This is a genomic window from Serratia sp. 1D1416 (assembly GCF_003641105.1).
Taxonomy (GTDB): Bacteria; Pseudomonadota; Gammaproteobacteria; order Enterobacterales; family Enterobacteriaceae; genus Serratia; species Serratia ficaria.
On the sequence record NZ_CP032738.1, the window covers coordinates 5,522,949 to 5,539,595 of the forward strand.

The 16,647-nt window shown below is 58.9% G+C and carries 14 protein-coding genes and 1 tRNA gene; 5 read left to right on the forward strand and 10 right to left on the reverse strand.

The genetic code is table 11. From position 1 onward, the window contains the following. Positions 1 to 27: 27 nt before the first annotated feature. On the forward strand, positions 28 to 957 hold the full coding sequence (locus D7I37_RS26790) for a formate/nitrite transporter family protein (protein ID WP_061795722.1): 930 nt from the start codon (positions 28 to 30) through the stop codon (positions 955 to 957). A gap of 126 nt (positions 958 to 1,083) precedes the next feature. Beyond that, positions 1,084 to 1,158 (forward strand) — tRNA-Arg (locus D7I37_RS26795). Positions 1,159 to 1,255: 97 nt separating this feature from the next. Here D7I37_RS26795 and D7I37_RS26800 read toward each other — a convergent pair. The 3 genes from D7I37_RS26800 to D7I37_RS27525 are packed head-to-tail and all read right to left on the reverse strand — an operon-like array spanning position 1,256 to position 3,537. Continuing rightward, complete coding sequence (locus D7I37_RS26800) at positions 1,256 to 2,014, reverse strand: ankyrin repeat domain-containing protein (protein WP_237648773.1); 759 nt, start codon at positions 2,012 to 2,014, stop codon at positions 1,256 to 1,258. Positions 2,015 to 2,021: 7 nt separating this feature from the next. Beyond that, a complete protein-coding gene (locus D7I37_RS27520) occupies positions 2,022 to 2,888 on the reverse strand; it encodes a phospholipase (RefSeq protein ID WP_242502748.1) in 867 nt (288 codons plus the stop codon). Further along, positions 2,854 to 3,537, reverse strand: a complete 684-nt coding sequence (locus D7I37_RS27525) for a hypothetical protein (RefSeq protein WP_242502749.1) — start codon at positions 3,535 to 3,537, stop codon at positions 2,854 to 2,856. Before D7I37_RS27525 ends, D7I37_RS27520 begins: the two co-directional genes overlap by 35 nt. A gap of 685 nt (positions 3,538 to 4,222) precedes the next feature. Between D7I37_RS27525 and D7I37_RS26810 the strand changes: the two genes are divergently transcribed. Further along, on the forward strand, positions 4,223 to 5,374 hold the full coding sequence (locus D7I37_RS26810; RefSeq protein ID WP_129544724.1) for a porin: 1,152 nt from the start codon (positions 4,223 to 4,225) through the stop codon (positions 5,372 to 5,374). A 57-nt stretch (positions 5,375 to 5,431) separates the two neighbouring features. Here the strand turns inward: D7I37_RS26810 and mltB are convergent, their stop codons facing one another. The 5 genes from mltB to pgaA form a co-directional block, all read right to left on the reverse strand. Next, entirely contained in the window at positions 5,432 to 6,523 is a 1,092-nt protein-coding gene (gene mltB / locus D7I37_RS26815; RefSeq protein ID WP_061795713.1) for a lytic murein transglycosylase B, read from the reverse strand. 220 nt (positions 6,524 to 6,743) lie between these two features. After that, positions 6,744 to 7,205, reverse strand: coding sequence for a poly-beta-1,6-N-acetyl-D-glucosamine biosynthesis protein PgaD (pgaD, locus tag D7I37_RS26820; protein ID WP_129544725.1), 462 nt, complete (start codon positions 7,203 to 7,205; stop codon positions 6,744 to 6,746). Beyond that, a complete protein-coding gene (gene pgaC, locus D7I37_RS26825; protein ID WP_061795711.1) occupies positions 7,202 to 8,536 on the reverse strand; it encodes a poly-beta-1,6-N-acetyl-D-glucosamine synthase in 1,335 nt (444 codons plus the stop codon). The genes pgaD and pgaC overlap by 4 nt, the downstream gene beginning before the upstream one ends. Next, positions 8,533 to 10,539 (reverse strand): poly-beta-1,6-N-acetyl-D-glucosamine N-deacetylase PgaB, encoded by a 2,007-nt coding sequence (gene pgaB, locus D7I37_RS26830; RefSeq protein ID WP_095098600.1) that lies wholly within the window; start codon positions 10,537 to 10,539, stop codon positions 8,533 to 8,535. The genes pgaC and pgaB overlap by 4 nt, the downstream gene beginning before the upstream one ends. Before the next feature lie 10 nt (positions 10,540 to 10,549). After that, positions 10,550 to 13,012, reverse strand: coding sequence for a poly-beta-1,6 N-acetyl-D-glucosamine export porin PgaA (pgaA, locus tag D7I37_RS26835; RefSeq protein ID WP_061795709.1), 2,463 nt, complete (start codon positions 13,010 to 13,012; stop codon positions 10,550 to 10,552). Positions 13,013 to 13,584: 572 nt separating this feature from the next. On the opposite strand from pgaA, the gene D7I37_RS26840 reads away from it, so the two are divergent. Further along, positions 13,585 to 14,025 carry an antitoxin HicB gene (locus D7I37_RS26840; RefSeq protein WP_061795708.1) on the forward strand — a complete coding sequence of 147 codons (441 nt, stop codon included), beginning with the start codon at positions 13,585 to 13,587 and terminating at the stop codon, positions 14,023 to 14,025. A gap of 556 nt (positions 14,026 to 14,581) precedes the next feature. Continuing rightward, a complete protein-coding gene (ypdK, locus tag D7I37_RS26845; RefSeq protein WP_115939819.1) occupies positions 14,582 to 14,656 on the forward strand; it encodes a membrane protein YpdK in 75 nt (24 codons plus the stop codon). A 69-nt stretch (positions 14,657 to 14,725) separates the two neighbouring features. Here the strand turns inward: ypdK and D7I37_RS26850 are convergent, their stop codons facing one another. Together D7I37_RS26850 and alaC are read right to left on the reverse strand one after the other, a co-directional pair. After that, a complete protein-coding gene (locus D7I37_RS26850; RefSeq protein ID WP_061795707.1) occupies positions 14,726 to 15,250 on the reverse strand; it encodes a cytochrome b in 525 nt (174 codons plus the stop codon). 110 nt (positions 15,251 to 15,360) lie between these two features. After that, on the reverse strand, positions 15,361 to 16,590 hold the full coding sequence (alaC, locus tag D7I37_RS26855; protein ID WP_061795706.1) for an alanine transaminase: 1,230 nt from the start codon (positions 16,588 to 16,590) through the stop codon (positions 15,361 to 15,363). Positions 16,591 to 16,647: the final 57 nt, after the last annotated feature.

A 16,647-nucleotide genomic window follows, 5' to 3' on the forward strand; every position in this document is an offset into this window, starting at 1 on the left:
CGCCCCCTTTGATGAAGGAAAGACATCATGAGCGACGCAGAAACACGCCCGAATGATTCAGGCGAAGAGAAGATGCAGGTTGAAAGCAAAGAGCAGGAACAAGGCAAAAGCGAGATTGAAGTCAAGGAGGAGAACCTGCCCTCGCGCGCGGCGGCGGTGCACGAGCTGATCCGCATGGAGGGCGAAAAAGAGCTGGAGCGCGACTGGCAGGCGCTGCTGTGGTCGGCGGTGGCCGCCGGGCTGTCGATGGGCGCTTCGCTGATGGCCAAAGGCATTTTTCACGCCCGGCTGCCGGACGACCCCAGCCGCTTTTTTATCGAGAACATCGGCTACACCTTCGGCTTTATCATCGTGATCATGGCGCGCCAGCAGCTGTTTACCGAAAACACCGTTACCGCGGTGCTGCCGATCATGCACAAACCGACGCCGCGCAACGTCCTGATCCTGTTCCGCCTGTGGGGCGTGGTGCTGAGCGGCAACCTGATCGGCACCGGGCTGGCTTCGCTGGCCTTTATCCATATGCCGATTTTCGACGACGATACCCGCAGCGCCTTCGTCAGCCTGGGGCAGGAGGTGATGCGGAACTCGCCGTCAGAGATGTTCGCCAACGGCATTCTGGCCGGCTGGATCATTGCCACCATGGTGTGGATGTTCCCTTCCGCCGGCGCGGCTAAAATCTGGGTGATCGTGCTGATGACCTATCTGGTGGCGATCTGCGATCTGACGCATATCGTGGTCGGATCGGTCGAGATCCTTTATCTGGTGTTCAACGGCGTGATCCCGTGGCGGGACTTTTTCTACCCGTTCGCCATCCCGACGCTGGCGGGCAACATCATTGGCGGCACCTTCATCTTTGCGCTGATCAGCCATGCGCAGATCCGCAACGATTTGAGCGCCAAAAATAAGCAGGCTCGGCTGCGGAAGGAAAAACCGCTCGGCGAGCAGAAAAAGCCCTGACGGCCGCCGCCGCGGACGAATTTCGCCGCAGATTGGCGAGGGAATGAGCAAACGAACCGCTAAGCGCTTATTCTGCGGGTAAAAAAAGGTATACTGCTCCGGCAGCTTCGGTTGCCGGCCCGCAGGGTCCCCGTAGTTAAACGGATATAACAAGCCCCTCCTAAGGGCTAGTTACTGGTTCGATTCCAGTCGGGGACACCATTTTGCCGTCTATTCATAGCTATCAAAACCCACTCCCCACCCGAGACGTTATGAGTTAGCCCGTTCACTTCCGCCTGGTTAACGTCATTGCTCATACCTATGGCCACACGACACCATGGGCTATCATCATTTTCTTTATCTCTAAGCACTCTTTATTATATTCACTACCCTTTTTGCTATCATGTATCTCTCGGTTTACTATTTCAGCCAGCGAGTTTCCTTTGGCATCTTTAGGGTTTGGATTCGCTCCTTTTTCTATCAGGAATTTGACTTGCGGAAATGAAGAATAGATAAACGCTTCCATTAAAACAGTTTGGCCCAATGAGTCTTTTAACTCTAAATTCACTCCGTTATCGACCAAGACTTTTAATGTTTCTGAGTTATTAGCCTTTGATGTTTGAAAAATAATAGGCTCACCCCATACTTTATCTTCAGCATCAGGTGATAATCCGCCCTCAAGCAATGCTTTTAACCAAACCCCACTGTCTAATTTTGCCATCCATTCTGCTGGGCTTGCGCCTCCATTCGGACGCGCCTGGAGAGGATCTGCCCCTGCCTTCACTAGTTCAGTCGCGATCTGAAGCCGCTCTGGCGTCGCATCGCCATCGGTTGATGTTGCCAAGGAAAAAAACAGCAATGTCATGTCATGTTGACCCGGACTGTTCAGGTCTGCTGCTTTTGCAAGACGTTTAACGTCATCAATATTCCCTTTGCTAATCGCTTGCGCCAAGGTCAGTTGTTGACCTTTAAAATACCCCTCCGGTGGTAGGCCCATTTTTTTCTCCTTGCATCCCATTATTAGCACTAAACCAGCAGTTATGATTAGTCCGGCTATCAGTTTCGTTATTGCTTTCATCGTTTTTTTATATCCTATGGCTGATAGTTGCGATATCATCATCTTTTTCTTGTTCGATACAGTCTATCGCTTGCTGTATACTGTGTCTGTCGTTCATGCTGCCTACTCCGCCTTCGAGAGTATGTTTTATTCCAGCAGCATCTGGCAAACCTGACGATATTTTCTCTTTTACAGCAAGTAATGCAAGATTGCCGTTCACATCAATAAAATCTTGCTTGAGATTGATTTCTTGTAGCTTCGTTAAAACCTCGCCATCGACCCGATAAGCACTGATAATATCCTCACTACCGACGAGGGAGCCGCCATATTTTTCCACTGTACCGGAATTCAAACCGGCTGCATTAAATGTCCATCCCGGTTTTCCACTCGCAATCGATGCCGCAGAGGCTAGGCCTCCTCCTAGAGAATGGCCTGATATATCCACTTTCTCTGAGCCTTTTCTTAGCTCTTTGCCTAAAGCCACAGATTTTTTATAGTAATAAGAATCGGCGCCTCTTCCTTGATTAAAGTTATTAGCCCAGTCCTCTAAGTTGTTTATCTTCGGAAGCTTATTATCAATAATTATTTTCTTTGCCGCATTCAGCTTACCATTAGGCAGTTCTGGCATCCTTGAACCTCTAAAAACAATAGTCGGGTTCATATCATTACCAAATACTGTTTTATTAGGGACGTAAACCCTCGCTAAAAAATCAGGGTGGGTTTCACCGTCGTATAACATGTCAGGTTTTATACCTAAGGAGTTCAGATAATCCTTATCATTACTCATATCCATCCACCCTTCCGGTACACCAGGTGTCGCAGACAATGGATTCGTGGTGCGGTAGATATTCTGAGCCAGTTTAGCCTTTTCTACGGCCACATTGTTTTGAGCCAAGCGCTGTGCGGCTATCCGGGTATCGGCTGCGTTCGCCTCGACCGATCAGATATTTTCTCGCCTGCCAGCGTTGTTGCTTGGTCATGGGGCGGAGGGCTTCTCTTACTACCGCTGCTGCCGATGCAACCGTTGTCGCGATCGCTTGAGGGAGAGAAGGTTTGCCGGTCGTGTTCTGCCTTGGCGGCATCGCCGTGGGCCTGGCCCTGACGGCATACTTCCTGACCATATCCTCATAACGCTCGATGATACGCTTTACGGGGTATTGCGCTGGCAGGTGGTTACCAGAATAAAGCTGTAACAACCCATCACCGTTAATAAAGAATAGATATTTGGCAGGGCTCCAGCTTCCCCAGCCGCGTTCAATGGCAAGGAGACTACCCCGGTTGATCTCATCGAAGACCCCTCGCTTCATATTCGTGTTTTCCTGATAGCTAGAGACACCAATCCCAGTTTGCACATTGCGAGTGATGTTATGTCTTTCCGATATGGATAACAAAGATGAGCCACCAAACAGATAGTGCCGCTCCAGCTCATAACGAGCATCCGTAGGCTTGAGTATCCGAGAAAATAGCTCAGGCTCCAGATCTTCAGATGTAAAATAAATCAACCGCATTGCTTTTCCTCCCTTCACATTGACACCCGCATCCATGGGCATACTTCTTCTGCCATAGTTTCACATATCCGGAGCACAACGTCATCCCTGGATTGACTCAACAAGGATAATAAATACCCTGCATTTAAAACCCTCTTACTTATATGAATAACACGTCATTGATGGGGACATGAGAACATTCTTTCGCTGTAGGTGTTAATAGATTTTAAATTATATCTTCTCTTTGCGTTCCCTGACCCAGCCGTTACCTGCCAGGATTTATTTAAAAAATAAAACAATTACAGCAGTAAGGACACAATAGCGGAAATGAGAAAAATCCGACAACCAACTTACCTCCAGGCATTATTAAACCACTGCCTTAACCCTTGGGAATAAAACTCCCTGCGGGGTGATGAAATTACACGGCATACGCGATCCCCTGACAAGTGAAAAATATAATGCTTGGCGTTAGATGAATTCATCCGAGTCTTGCCGCCCCGTTGCCGCAGTCACAGCGCCGCAGAGTCAGCGCCCGATGCTGCCCGCGCCCGCCGCGGGCGATTAAAAACAAAACTAATAATTAGCAAGAAAAGTAACTTTTTGTGTCGCCGATTGTGTTACACATGCCTTCCGCTTTAAAAACATCAAAAAAACCACTGAACCGCACAAAAACTCGGCTTTTTGCGCGGAAGATCGGCATGGCGGCGCCGATGAGAGTGGCAACCGATAACAGGGATAACACATGGCGATTAAATTGCGCGCATTAACTCAGGCAGTGGCAGTGGGACTGGTGGTCGGCAGCGCTTCGTTCGCCGCCCAGGCGGAGATCACCCTGCTGAAGCAGGATCCGCAGGCCGGCGACCCGCTCAGCCGGCTTAACTTTACCGTCGGCGGCAGCATTCGGCCGCAGTTCAATAACATGACCGGCGACGGCGACAAAGGCTCTTACAAACGCAACGGCTTTGACGGCGGCACCCGCTTCCGCTTCGCGGCGGACTACTACCTGTTCGACGACATCAGCTGGATCGGCTACTACGAGCTGGGGGTGAACATTCCCGCGCTGTTCGACTGGGACCACCACTATGCCGACGGCGCCAACAACACCAGCCGCCGCATGCTGTACACCGGCCTGAAAAGCAAAACCTGGGGTCAGCTGACCTTTGGCCAGCAAAACAGCATTTACTACGACGTGGTCGGGGCCAAAACCGATATCTGGGACTACGACATGCTGGCGCAGGCGCCGGGCAACGGCATCAACGGCGACTACGACGGCTCCTACCGTTCACGCAAAATGCTGAAATACAAAAACAGCTTCGGCGATGCGGACCTCTACGCTTCCTACCTGTTCAGCGATGACGAATACCTGCCGGGCAACGGCCTGCGTTACAAGCGCAAGGGCGGCGGTTCGCTGGGGGTGGATTATCACCTGACGCCGGATCTGACCTGGGGCACCGCCTGGAACTACACCCGCGCCGAAATGCGCAATCCGTCGACCAGCGGCGCCAAGAGCTACGATCAAAACATCGTCGGTACCGCCATCAGCTGGAAACCGGATAACTGGACGCTGACCTTCGGCGGCGGCTGGTACAACAACTTCCTCACCACCAAGAAAGCCGACGTCGACAACTACTTCGCCGGCGACGCCTGGGGCATCGAATATCTGGCCGGCTACACCGTGCCGGTGGGCCAGTATGCGGTGAAATCCGTGATGCCGTACTTTATGGGCGACCGCCTGGAGTACGTCAGCGGCCGCGACTATCAGCGCATCGATAACGGCCTCGGCGTGACCGTTCAGTTCGACTACGGTTTCCGCGTCGATCTGGAGCACGTGCTGACGTCCAGCACCGACAACCTCGGCGATATGACGCTGGTGCGCCTGCGTTACGATTTCTGAGGATAGAAGACGTAAAAAAGGCCGCTTGAGCGGCCTTTTTCATTGCGCGGTTCGGCATCAGAACCCGCCGCGCGCCGAGCGCCCCACCGTCTCGCCCAGCTGCCACACCGCCATCGCATAATGGGTGCTGTGGTTATAGCGGGTAATGGTGTAGAAGTTCGGCAGACCGTACCAGTACTGGTAACCGGTGCCGACATCCAGACGCAGCAGGCTCGCTTCCTGATTGTCGCCCAGCGAGCTCTGCGGGCTGAGGCCGGCCGCCGCCAAAGAGGCGATCGAGTAACGGGTCTTGAAGCCGTGCTCCAGCCCCGGCGCCTGCCCGTTGGCCTGCACCGCCACCGGCTCGTCCTTGACCCAGCCATGAGCCTTGAAGTAGTTGGCGACGCTGCCGATGGCGTCCACCGGATCCCACAGGTTGATATGGCCGTCGCCGTTGAAGTCAACCGCGTAGCTCTTGAAGGAAGAAGGCATGAACTGGCCGTAGCCCATGGCGCCGGCAAAGGAGCCGCGCAGCTCCAGCGGATCGTCCCCTTCGGCGCGCGACATCAGCAGGAAGGTCTCCAGCTCGCCGGCGAAGTAGTCGGCGCGGCGCGGGTAATCGAAGGCCAGGGTCGCCAGGGCGTCGATAATGCGGGTTTTGCCCATCACGCGGCCCCAGCGGGTCTCGACGCCGATAATGCCGACGACGATCTCAGGCGGCACGCCGTATACCTGCCAGGCGCGCTGCAACGCGTCCTGATATTGGTTCCAGAACGCCACGCCGTTTTGCACGTTATCCGGCGTGATGAACTTGTTGCGGTAGCGCAGCCAGGATCCGTTCGGCCCTGACGGCGGCTGGGTGGTCGGCGTCGGCGCCTGACGATCCATCAGCCGCAACACCGAGTCCAGCCGCCTGGCCTGCGCCAGCACGTCGTGCAGCTGCTGGCGATCAAAACCGTGCTCCTGCACCATTTTATCGATAAAACGGGCGGCGTTCGGGTTATAGGCGAAATCCCCGCCCAGCGGCGCGCCGTTGCTGTGAGCAGGCGTCAGCAAAAAGCCGCCCTTCACCGTGGTGCTCTGGGGCGCGGCCGTGGCGCTGGGTTCAGGCGTACTGCTGCAGGCGGCAAGCAGGGTGATCAGGGGTAAAAGAGCAACCAGGTGACGCATCGGATATCCATATGACCATGCAAAAAATTGAGTAGGGTTATGTTAATGCATTGTTCAACGCGAACAAACAGGATTATGGCGTCAATTTACGCTCAGAGGCATCAAACGTGCTGAATTGTGAGGCGAAGCACGGAAGCGCAAGGTCACTTGATGTATAGCCGAAAACATCAACCGCCATTAAATGAGAAAGGTTATCACCTTGACCCTGGAGCCTGCGGCTTTAAAATGCCGATTGTTTTCGGACCGCCGCCGGCATCGCGCTGTTGTCCGCCATCTCCGGCGGGGTCGCCCGGGCGCTGACCTGGCTGATGCCGCCGCCGTGGTTATGGAAGACCACCGCGATCGGCAGGCGTTTCAGCTGCCCGGTCAGTTCGGGCGTAATGTAGCCGATACGGGTATTTTGCTGCTGCGCCCGCCAGCGGCCGGCCGCTCTGCGGCGCGAGAAATATTGGTTGTACTTGGCCCAGCCGATCAGGCTGACGGCGTTAAACAGCGCCACGACGATGTACAGCGAAATCACCTGCAGCAGCGACAGCGCGGAATGCGCCCCGTGCTGCTCCATCACCGACATCAGGCCGCGGCTGAACAGGTAAATGAACCCGCACCAGGCGAACAGCGTCAACGCCCCGTCAATCAGGCGCGGCAGCAGGCCGCGTTCAGAATAAATCAGTATATCCGTCACTCTTTCATCCTCCCTATGCCCCGGTCGGGGCTGATCCAGCGCGCGCGTCCGCGCCGGGCTTTCAACATCACTTTGGAAAAGGCCACCAGCGTGGTCAGCAGGCTGAGCAGCCAATACACCAGCGGATACCAGATGATCCAAAACAGCGAGCGGCCGAAGTGTTTCTCGTAGCGGCGCTCCAGCATCAGGCTGACGGTGAACTGCAGCAGGCACACCACCCCCAGCACCAGGCCGGTGAACGCCGGCGTCAGCAGGGAATGAATGCGGATCCCCTCCGGCAGCGGCACCGCCAGCCCGACCAGGAAAATCAGCACGCTGACCAGATACGTGAACGCCCACAGCGTGGACAGGCAATATTCGGCGAACAGCAGCCACATATGGCGATGCTCCCAGGCCCACAGATTGCGCAGGTTCTTCAGGAACACTTCCGCACCGCCCTGCGCCCAGCGCAGGCGCTGTTTCCACAGACCGCGCAGGGTTTCCGGCATCAGGATCCAGCACAGCGCCCGCGGCTCGAAGAAGATGGCCCAGTGCTTCAGCTGCAGCTTCCAGCTGATGTCGATGTCCTCGGTGATCATGTCCTGGCTCCAGTAGCCAACGTCGGTAAGCGCCTGCTTGCGAAACGACGCCACCACCCCGGAGATGGTGAACAGCCGGCCGTAAACGCGCTGCGTACGCTTGATCAAACCGATAATCGAAGAAAACTCGCCGACCTGAATGCGCCCGATCAGCGTAGAACGCGTGCGAATGCGCGGGTTGCCGGTCACCGCGCCGACGTGCGGGTTAGCCAGCAGCGGCGCCACCAGATAAGCCGCCGCATCCCGATCCAGCAGCGCGTCGCCGTCGATGCACACCAGATATTCGCTGCGCGCCGCCGCCGCCCCGGCCTGCAGGGCTATCGCCTTGCCCTGGTTCTGCGCCAGATGGATCACCCGCAGGCGGGGGAACTCCAGCGTCAGCTGGTCCAGCACCTCGGCGGTGTCATCGCTCGAGCCGTCGTTGATGGCGATCACTTCAATATTCTGGTAGCGCTGGGCCAACGCCGCCGAGATGGTCTCGCGCGCATTCAGCCCCTCGTTGAAGCAGGGGATCAGAATGCTGACCGACGGGTTGCCCGGCAGCGCCGGCGGCGGCATATCGGCGTTCCAGCGCCAGTGCCGCTCGCGATGCAGCCAGAAATAAATGCCGCCGGTGATCCAGATGCCGGACATAAACAGCGGCCAGAAAAACACGAAGTTAAGCAGCATCTCGCCGGTGAACAGCAGCACGATGCCGAAAGGCACGCTCAACACCACGCACAGGATGAATAAGGCAATTAAACGATCGGTCATGGCAGCGGGAACCAGGCTGAGGACAACACCGGGCGTACGGCATCCAGCTTCGGCCGATCGTCGAGGAAGTTGTCAGGGTAATAACCGAAGCTCTGCGCGCCATTGCGCTGCAGGCGACGCATCCATTCGGCCAGCTGTCGGCCGTCGTCCAGGCTGTTCTGGCGGCCACGGCGCCAGTCGACGGCCTGCAGTTCAAACACCGTTTTGTCGAGCGCGCCGGGGTAAGCCGCTACGCCGCCGACCAACCGATCCAGCCAGCGCGCGCTCTCGTCCTGCGGCACGTTCTCCATCAGCGGCATCGCCATCGGCGCGACCCAATCGTAGGCCTGCAGGAAGTCCGTCAGATTCTGGGCAAACCAGGCTTCGCTGGCGGGATCGAGGATCGGCATCGCATAAATGTTGCGCGCCGTTTGCACCTGCGGGCCGCGGATTGCCCGCACCCGTTCGGCCAGCGTTTGGGTAAAGTCGATCAGCGCCCGGCTTTTGAAGCGCGTCCAGCGGGCCAGCATCTGCGGATCCTGGCGTATCGCCTGCACCGAATCGGCGAAGCCGGCGGCGCGATAAGCGGCCAGCGCGTCGGGGCCGGCGTCCTCGAAGTCGGACAGCAGCGCGTCATCGTGGAACAGGATCCCTTTGAAAGTGGCGTGCGCGGCCAGATCCTCGTAGATCTGCGCAATGCGCTGGCGCGCCACCGGGTTGAACGGCGACAGCCGGCGATACTGTTTGCCGTCGACGGACAGCGCGCCGCTTTGCGGATCGATGCGCTGTACCCGCGGCACCTCCGGCCCCAGTTCAAACGCCAGCACCGGCATCCAGGCATACACCGATACGCCGGCGCGTGAAGACAGCTGCCAGGACACGCGGTTGAACAGATCGGCCTTCATCGGCAGCCAGCGGTTGGGAAAGTAAAGCTCGCGCACGTTGCCGTCGCCCTTCGGATCGGCGAACGCCTGCAGGAACACGGTGTTGATGCGCAGATCGTAAATGCGCTGGATCAGCTTATCGAGATTTTTGGCCTGCTGCTGCGGATCCGGATCGTAGAGGTAATCCAGATCGACATGCGCTACCCGCATGATCTGCCGATTCTGGATCTGAGTCACCTGCTGGGCGAAGCTGGCCAGCGACGGGTTGCCGGCAATCAGCAGACGCGGCACGTTATCGGGGCGGTTGACGTCGCCCAGGCCGTTTTCCAGCGTCAGCGCCAGGCGATAACCGCGCTGGCGGACGATATCCAGCGCCACGCCGCCGGCCGCGCCGTAAGGCCATACCCACACCCGCGGTGCCTTGCCGGTGGCGGCGGTGATGCGCCGGGTAATCAGTTCGACGTCCTTGCCGATGCGCCGGCGGTACTCCGCCTCGCTTTCGTACCGCCCGGCTTTGCCGTCATAGAGGCGGTTGGCCACCGCCGGTTCGGTGTTGCCCTGCGGATTGGCGATGCCGCCGTAATGCGAAGCGTAGGTATGCGCGCCGATTTCCACCAGCCCGGACGCCGACACTTCGCGCACCTGTTGCCAGGTGAGGAAACGATCGCGCGGCGTCATCAGGCCGCCGAAGTCGACCGGCTTGTCGGCCGGGGCATCCAGCCAGACGCCCACCGGCGCCAGCACCGCCGGCCAGTTGTAGGCCTTCAGCAAGGGGAAAACCCGGTGATAAAAGCTGCTGTAGCCGTCGTCGAAAGTTAACAGCACCGCCTTGTCCGGCAGCGCCGGGCCGCCGTTTTGCGCGCGCAGGATCTGATCGACCGACACCGGCCGGTAGCCGTTCTGCTTCAGCCAGGCGAACTGTTCGTTCAGCGCGCTGGTGCGCACCGCCATATAACGCTGGTCCGCCGCGCCGTCTTCCACGTCGTGATAGGCCAGCACCGCGTAGCCATTGGCCGGCCAGGGCCGGTCGGCGGCGGCGACGGGGCGCTCCGCCGGCGGCGTGAAGCGCGGCACATCCGCCTGGCTGCAGGCGTTGGTCAGCAGCGCTGCCAGCATTAAAAGCGAGGATCGAAAAAGCATGGTTATTCCTTTAAAAACGATAATTCAGATCAAAAGTCACACTGATGTTTCGTTCGCGTTTGCCGTCGTAGGGATGCTTCTCAAACTGCAGCATGGCGCCGGCGTCCAGCACCCCGCCCCAGCTGACGCGCTGACCGTACCCCAGCTGGGTGATCGGCTTGCGCGCATAGCCCTGCTGCCAATAGCCGCCTGCGCCGGCCTGGATCTGCTGGCTCCACTCGGTCTGATAATGGCGGTACAGGCTGTGATCCAGCGTCAGCGAAGGCAGCAGCGTGAAATCGCGCTGCGGGTTGTAGTAGGGAGTGTTTTCCCGGCTGTTGCGGCTGCCGGCCAGCGTCAGGTTCATATCCAGCCGATAGCGGGCGCCGGACAGCAGGCGCTGGCGCCCCTCCACCCCATATTCCAGGCGGTTGTTGCCGTCGCTGAAGCGCGAAGGCGCCACGCTGGCGCGCAGCTCGCGGCTTTCATTCTGCTGCCAGCGCAGCCACAGGTTGCCGCCGTTGGCGCTGATGCCGTTCGCCATCGCCCGCAGCGGAGTGTCGGCCGACAGCCGCGCGGCGGAGCCGCCGATGCGCCACTGGTCGTTGAAGTCATGCCAGGAGGAAAGCCGCAGGCCGAGCTGATTGCCGTGGCCGAAATTGCGGTTGGCGACCTCCATCTCCGCCCAGTTGCCGCGTGAGCGCCACTCGGCCCCGGCGCCGAGATCGCGGTTGATGCCCTTGCCTTCTTCGAACTGGCCGGTGCTGAAACCCCAGCCGGTGAACAGCCGCCAGTTCTCGTCAATCGGCGGCGAATAGAGCGCGGCGTGCATGCCGAAGTCATGGCTGCCGCTGATCGGGCCGTCGGAATCGATGCCCTGATTGCCGCTGATGCGCAGCTCGGACAGGTGATGAATGCGGCGCTGGCGCTCAAGCTGCTGCGCGGCGGCGCTTTCCGGCGCGCGCCGCATCGCGTCGTCGGCCAGCATATCCAGCTGCCGCCACTCCTGCAGCTCCTGGGCCGCGTAGCCCTGCTGGATCTCCAGCGGCAGACTGCGCGGCTCCAGCCCCTCCGCCTGTTTCAATTCCTCTTCCGCACGGCGCGGCCAGCCGCGCGCCAGATAGACGCCGGCCAGCGAAATGCGCAGCCCCTGATTGCCCGGCGCGGTGCGCGCCAGATGGGTCAGCTGCCGCTCGGCGTCGGCCAGATCGCGCTGATACACCCGCGACTGCGCCAGCAGCGTCTGCCCGGCCAGCCAGTCGTCGTTGTAGGCCAGGGTCGGCAGTTGGTACAAACGGGTCGCGTAGGGATACTGCCGGCTGACGCGCTGCGCCAGCGCCGCGGCGCTGTCGATGCGTTCATCTTCCGCCTGCGCGTAGAACAGGTCGGTGGCGTCATCGGCGGTAACGGCCTGCGGGGCCGCCTCGTTCACGCGGCTGAAAATGGCCTGCGCCTTGTCCGGCCGCTGCAGGTAAAGATAGGCGGACGCGGCCCAGCGCTGCGCGTAATCAGGCACCGCCCGCCCTTCCGCCAGCAAGGCTTCATAGCCGCTGACCACCTCCGCCATGCGATAACGCGCCAACAGCGCGCCCAGCCGATCGATGCGCGCCTGCTGATAATTGGCCTGCGCTTCCGGCAGCGGGCGCCACTGCGCCAGCAGCAGGTCGTAGCGCGCCAGCGCGCGGTCGGCGACGACGAAGCGCTGCCGTTCGCCGCGGGCGTCGGTAAACGACAGGCGCACCAGCTCGGCGGCCTCGTCCGCCTGCAGCCGCCGCAGTTGCTCGGGCGGCAACGACAGCCTGACGCCCTCACGCAGGGCGGGCTCGGCCACCCGGTTGGCGGCCAGCAGGGTAACGTAGTATGCGCGGATGCCGGCGTCCGACGGCGCCAGCGACCGGGCGCGGCTGGCATGCTCCAACGCCGCCCAGGTACGGCCCCCCGCTTGGTCCACGTAGGCGCGCGTCAAGTGCCAGGCGGCCGGATCGAGGCTGGACGCCAGCTTGGCCACTTCCGTCTGCGCCTGCGCATCCTGGCCGGCGTCGGCCAGCGTCATCGCATAGCCGCGCCGCAGCCCGCCGTCGGCCGGGGCCTGCCGCAACGCCGCACGCCACAGGCGCAGCGAAGGCTGCCACTGCTTCTGGTTGCGATAAGCGCGGGCGACCGCCGCCAGACTGGCGGCATCCGGCGGCAGCCCGGCGCCCCCCGCCTGCCACAGGCCGATCACCTCGTCATCGCGCCCGGCCCAGCCGGCCACCTGAATGAAGTCGGCCCGCTGCTGCGGGTTCAGGCCGGCAGCGGCGCGCCGCTGCGCCAGATACGCCAATACCGGTCCGGTATTTCCCGCCCGCGCCTGACGAATCAATGCGTCGTAGTGTTCATCCGCCACGGCGCCGAGCGGCAGGCTCAAACCAACGAATAACAATGACGCGGACGCGGCATGTTTAATGGGGCGGCGCTCACCCGGTCGGCGCAAGCGGGGGTTAACTTTAGACACGAAGTATTCCTTTAATCCTGATACTGCTTCCCTGCCGTAATAACGAGGATGCAAGCGGGCGCCCGACAAATCGGTGCGATCCGTCGGTTAATAGCCATGGCGTAATGAATATTCTTAAGTAAGATTCTCAAGCAAAAGAAAACGCTATCTCTTAAACAGACTATTTATAAACATGATCAATAACACCCGAATTAAAGTGATATCTGCTGAAACCCTGAATTTCACATGAGTTAAAAAGTGAAATTTAAAACAACAAAATAAACAATATCAATGAGTTGATTACTTTTTATTGATAATATTCCGAACGATATCGGCAAAGTGAAATCGTATGAAAATATCGAGTGATATTTGATTTTGATTATCATTCCCACAGAGGAAATAAAAAAACCGCAACGAACAGAATAACAACCGGTCATTTCCATGCCGGGGATTAAGAATATTGCCAACGATAAAAAAATGGGGCGAATCTATAATCCTCCGTTTTGAAAATAAAATCGATATGCCCGCGCTGGCTATCTGCAGGCCAAGCGGTCACAATACCGCATCATTCACCCCCCCCCTCAGGAATCACCATGCCTTGCCATTACCCCGCTCACTACGCCTTTGACCACGACAGCGACGCCTGGCAGATTGGCTTTCGCGATTTTCCTGAACAGCGGGCGGCCTGCTATAAGCGCGAAGACGTCGAGCTGGAGGCGCAGGAAAGCCTGCTGAACGCCATCGCCGCCGCCATGGACGAAGGGCTGGCGATCCCCGCCCCCTCTCCGCTGCAGGCGGAAGAGCTGGCGATCCACCTGCCGGTGTTGGTGGCGCTAAAGCGCGAGCTGCATAACATTATGCTGGCCAAAACCGTCGCCAAAGCGGATTTGGCGCGCAGGCTGGGCTTTAACGGCGCCCAAATGGATCGCTTGCTGGACGTCGGCTACGCCTCGAAGGTCGAAGCGCTGGAGCAGGCGCTGTACCTGTTGGGCTACGAGGTGCGGGCCGCAGTGGCGGAAATTCCTCAGCGGTAGGAAAAATATTCTCTGCGGGGGCTAAATTTTCTTCATTTTTCGCCGATGTGTGGATTACCCAATCACCAAAAGCAACCATGAAGGCTAAAAATGGAGTGGAGTCGCCGTAATATCTGGACCGTTATTCTGCTGTCTTGCCTCGTCTTCTGGGCCATCCTGCTGACCGGCCTCAACGCCGTCGCCTGATCCCGTTTCACAACATCACAGCAAACATAACGATAAAGCCCGCCGCCGCGGGCTGCCCCGGCGGCGCGCCGTGCGCCGGGGTAAATAAAAATCGTTTAAAAACAGCGACAGGTGATTAAAAAAACGCCAAAAAATGTGATCAAAAACACAGTATTGAAATCACTCTGGCATTGAGAGTACATTAGCGCCGATCCTGTCGCGGTTCAGATTTTACCTCACGGACTGTGAAGCGCGACAAGCGGACAACTTGTGGTCGAGGACGTTGTTCTTTCTGCTTGAAGAACCCGCCGGCTAACCCAGGTTGCCCATAAAATACTCAGCACAACAATCGGGATCATTGCTGGCGAGGACTCCACACGGGAGTTGTTCAGTGAAATATTTTTTGATGGGCGTTTCATTCATGCTGGTTGCGTGGATTGGCACCTTCATGCTGATGGTTGCCTGACCTCAGCCTGACCGGGAACACAGACAAGGGGACGCAAACGCGTCCCCTTGTTGTTTCTGGCCGCCGGGGCTATTTACCCGGCATCATGCGCCGCAGGGTGTCGTCCTTGCGCAAAAAGTGATGATACAGCGCCGCCAGCGCATGCCCGCCAATGAGAAAGTAGCCGACGTTGGCCAGGGTTTCGTGCGCGGTTTTGATCAGCCGGCGCATCACCGGGTCCGGCGTCACCCACTGCGGCACCGGCCAGCCCAGCAATACCCAATGTTTCCCGCCATAGGCCAGCGTCAGCGCCCCCAGCGCCGGCAGCGTCAGGAACAGCACGTACAGCAGCCAGTGAAAAACCCTGGCGCCGAGCTCCTGCCACTCTTCCAAACCCGGCGTGACGGGCGGCGCAGCCTTGACGTGGCGCAGCCCCAGCCGAATGAGCATCAGCACAAAGACCGCAACGCCGAAATTGAAGTGCAGGTTTTTCACCGCCGGCACCGCATCGTCCGGAAATTGATCCCTCAGCAGCATTGCCGCATAGGTGAGGATCACCATCAGCAGCGTCAGCCAGTGCAAAGCAATTTGCGATCTCGCGTAGCGGTTGCGCATCGACTCTTCCCGATAAATAAAAAAAGAGTAGTCGAGCATAATGGGGAAATAATGAAGAAAACCTTAGGGCAGACAAAAATAAGGCCGGGACGCCGCCCGGCCTGCGGGGATTATTTGCCGGCGCCGGCCTTGCCCGGCTTGATCAGGCCGTCGGCGCGGAACATCGCCTTGATGCCGCGCACCGCCTGCCGAATGCGGTCCTGATTCTCGATCAGCGCGAAACGCACGTGGGTGTCGCCGTAGTCGCCAAAGCCGATGCCCGGCGAGACGCACACCTTGGCCTCCGCCAGCAGGCGTTTGGCGAACTCCAGTGACCCCAGATGGGCGTATGGCTCGGGAATTTTCGCCCACACGTACATCGAGGCTTTCGGGTTTTCGACCATCCAGCCGGCTTCGTGCAGCCCCTTCACCAGCACGTTGCGGCGCTGGCGGTACTGCTCGGCGATATCGCGCACGCATTGCTGATCGCCTTCCAGCGCGGCGATCGCCGCCACCTGCAGCGGGGTAAAGGTGCCGTAGTCGTGGTAGCTCTTGATGCGCGCCAGCGCGTTGACCAGCTCCGGGTTGCCGACCATAAAGCCGATGCGCCAGCCGGCCATGTTGTAGCTTTTCGACAGGGTGAAGAACTCTACCGCGATGTCCTTGGCGCCCGGCACCTGCATGATCGACGGCGCTTTCCAGCCGTCGTAGACGATGTCGGCGTAGGCCAGATCGTGGATCACCAGCACGTTGTACTGCCTGGCCAACGCCACCACCCGCTCAAAGAAGTCCAGCTCGACGCACTGGGCGGTCGGGTTGGACGGGAAGCCGAGGATCATCATTTTCGGCCGCGGAATGGTTTCGCGAATGGCGCGTTCCAGTTCGCCGAAGAAATCCACGCCGTCCACCAGCGGCACCGAACGCACCTGGGCGCCGGCGATCACCGCGCCGTAGATGTGGATCGGGTAGCTTGGGTTAGGCACCAGCACGGTATCGCCGTGATCGAGGGTCGCCAGCATCAGGTGCGCCAGCCCCTCTTTCGAGCCGATGGTGACGATGGCCTCGCTTTCCGGATCGATATCCACCTGGTAGCGATCGGCGTACCAGCGCGAGATAGCGCGGCGCAGGCGCGGAATGCCGCGCGAGGTCGAATAGCCATGGGTATCGTCGCGCTGGGCGACGGTACAGAGTTTTTCCACAATGTGCGGCGGCGTCGGGCCGTCGGGGTTGCCCATGCTGAAATCGATAATATCCTCGCCGCGACGGCGTGCGGCCATCTTCAGTTCGGCGGTGATGTTGAATACGTAGGGGGGCAGGCGTTCAATACGCGTAAAACGGCGTTGTGGACTGTTATCAGCCATAGGTTCCTCGAGGAGACGTTAGCGCCCGGACCGTCCGAGCGACGCTGACCCGTTTTC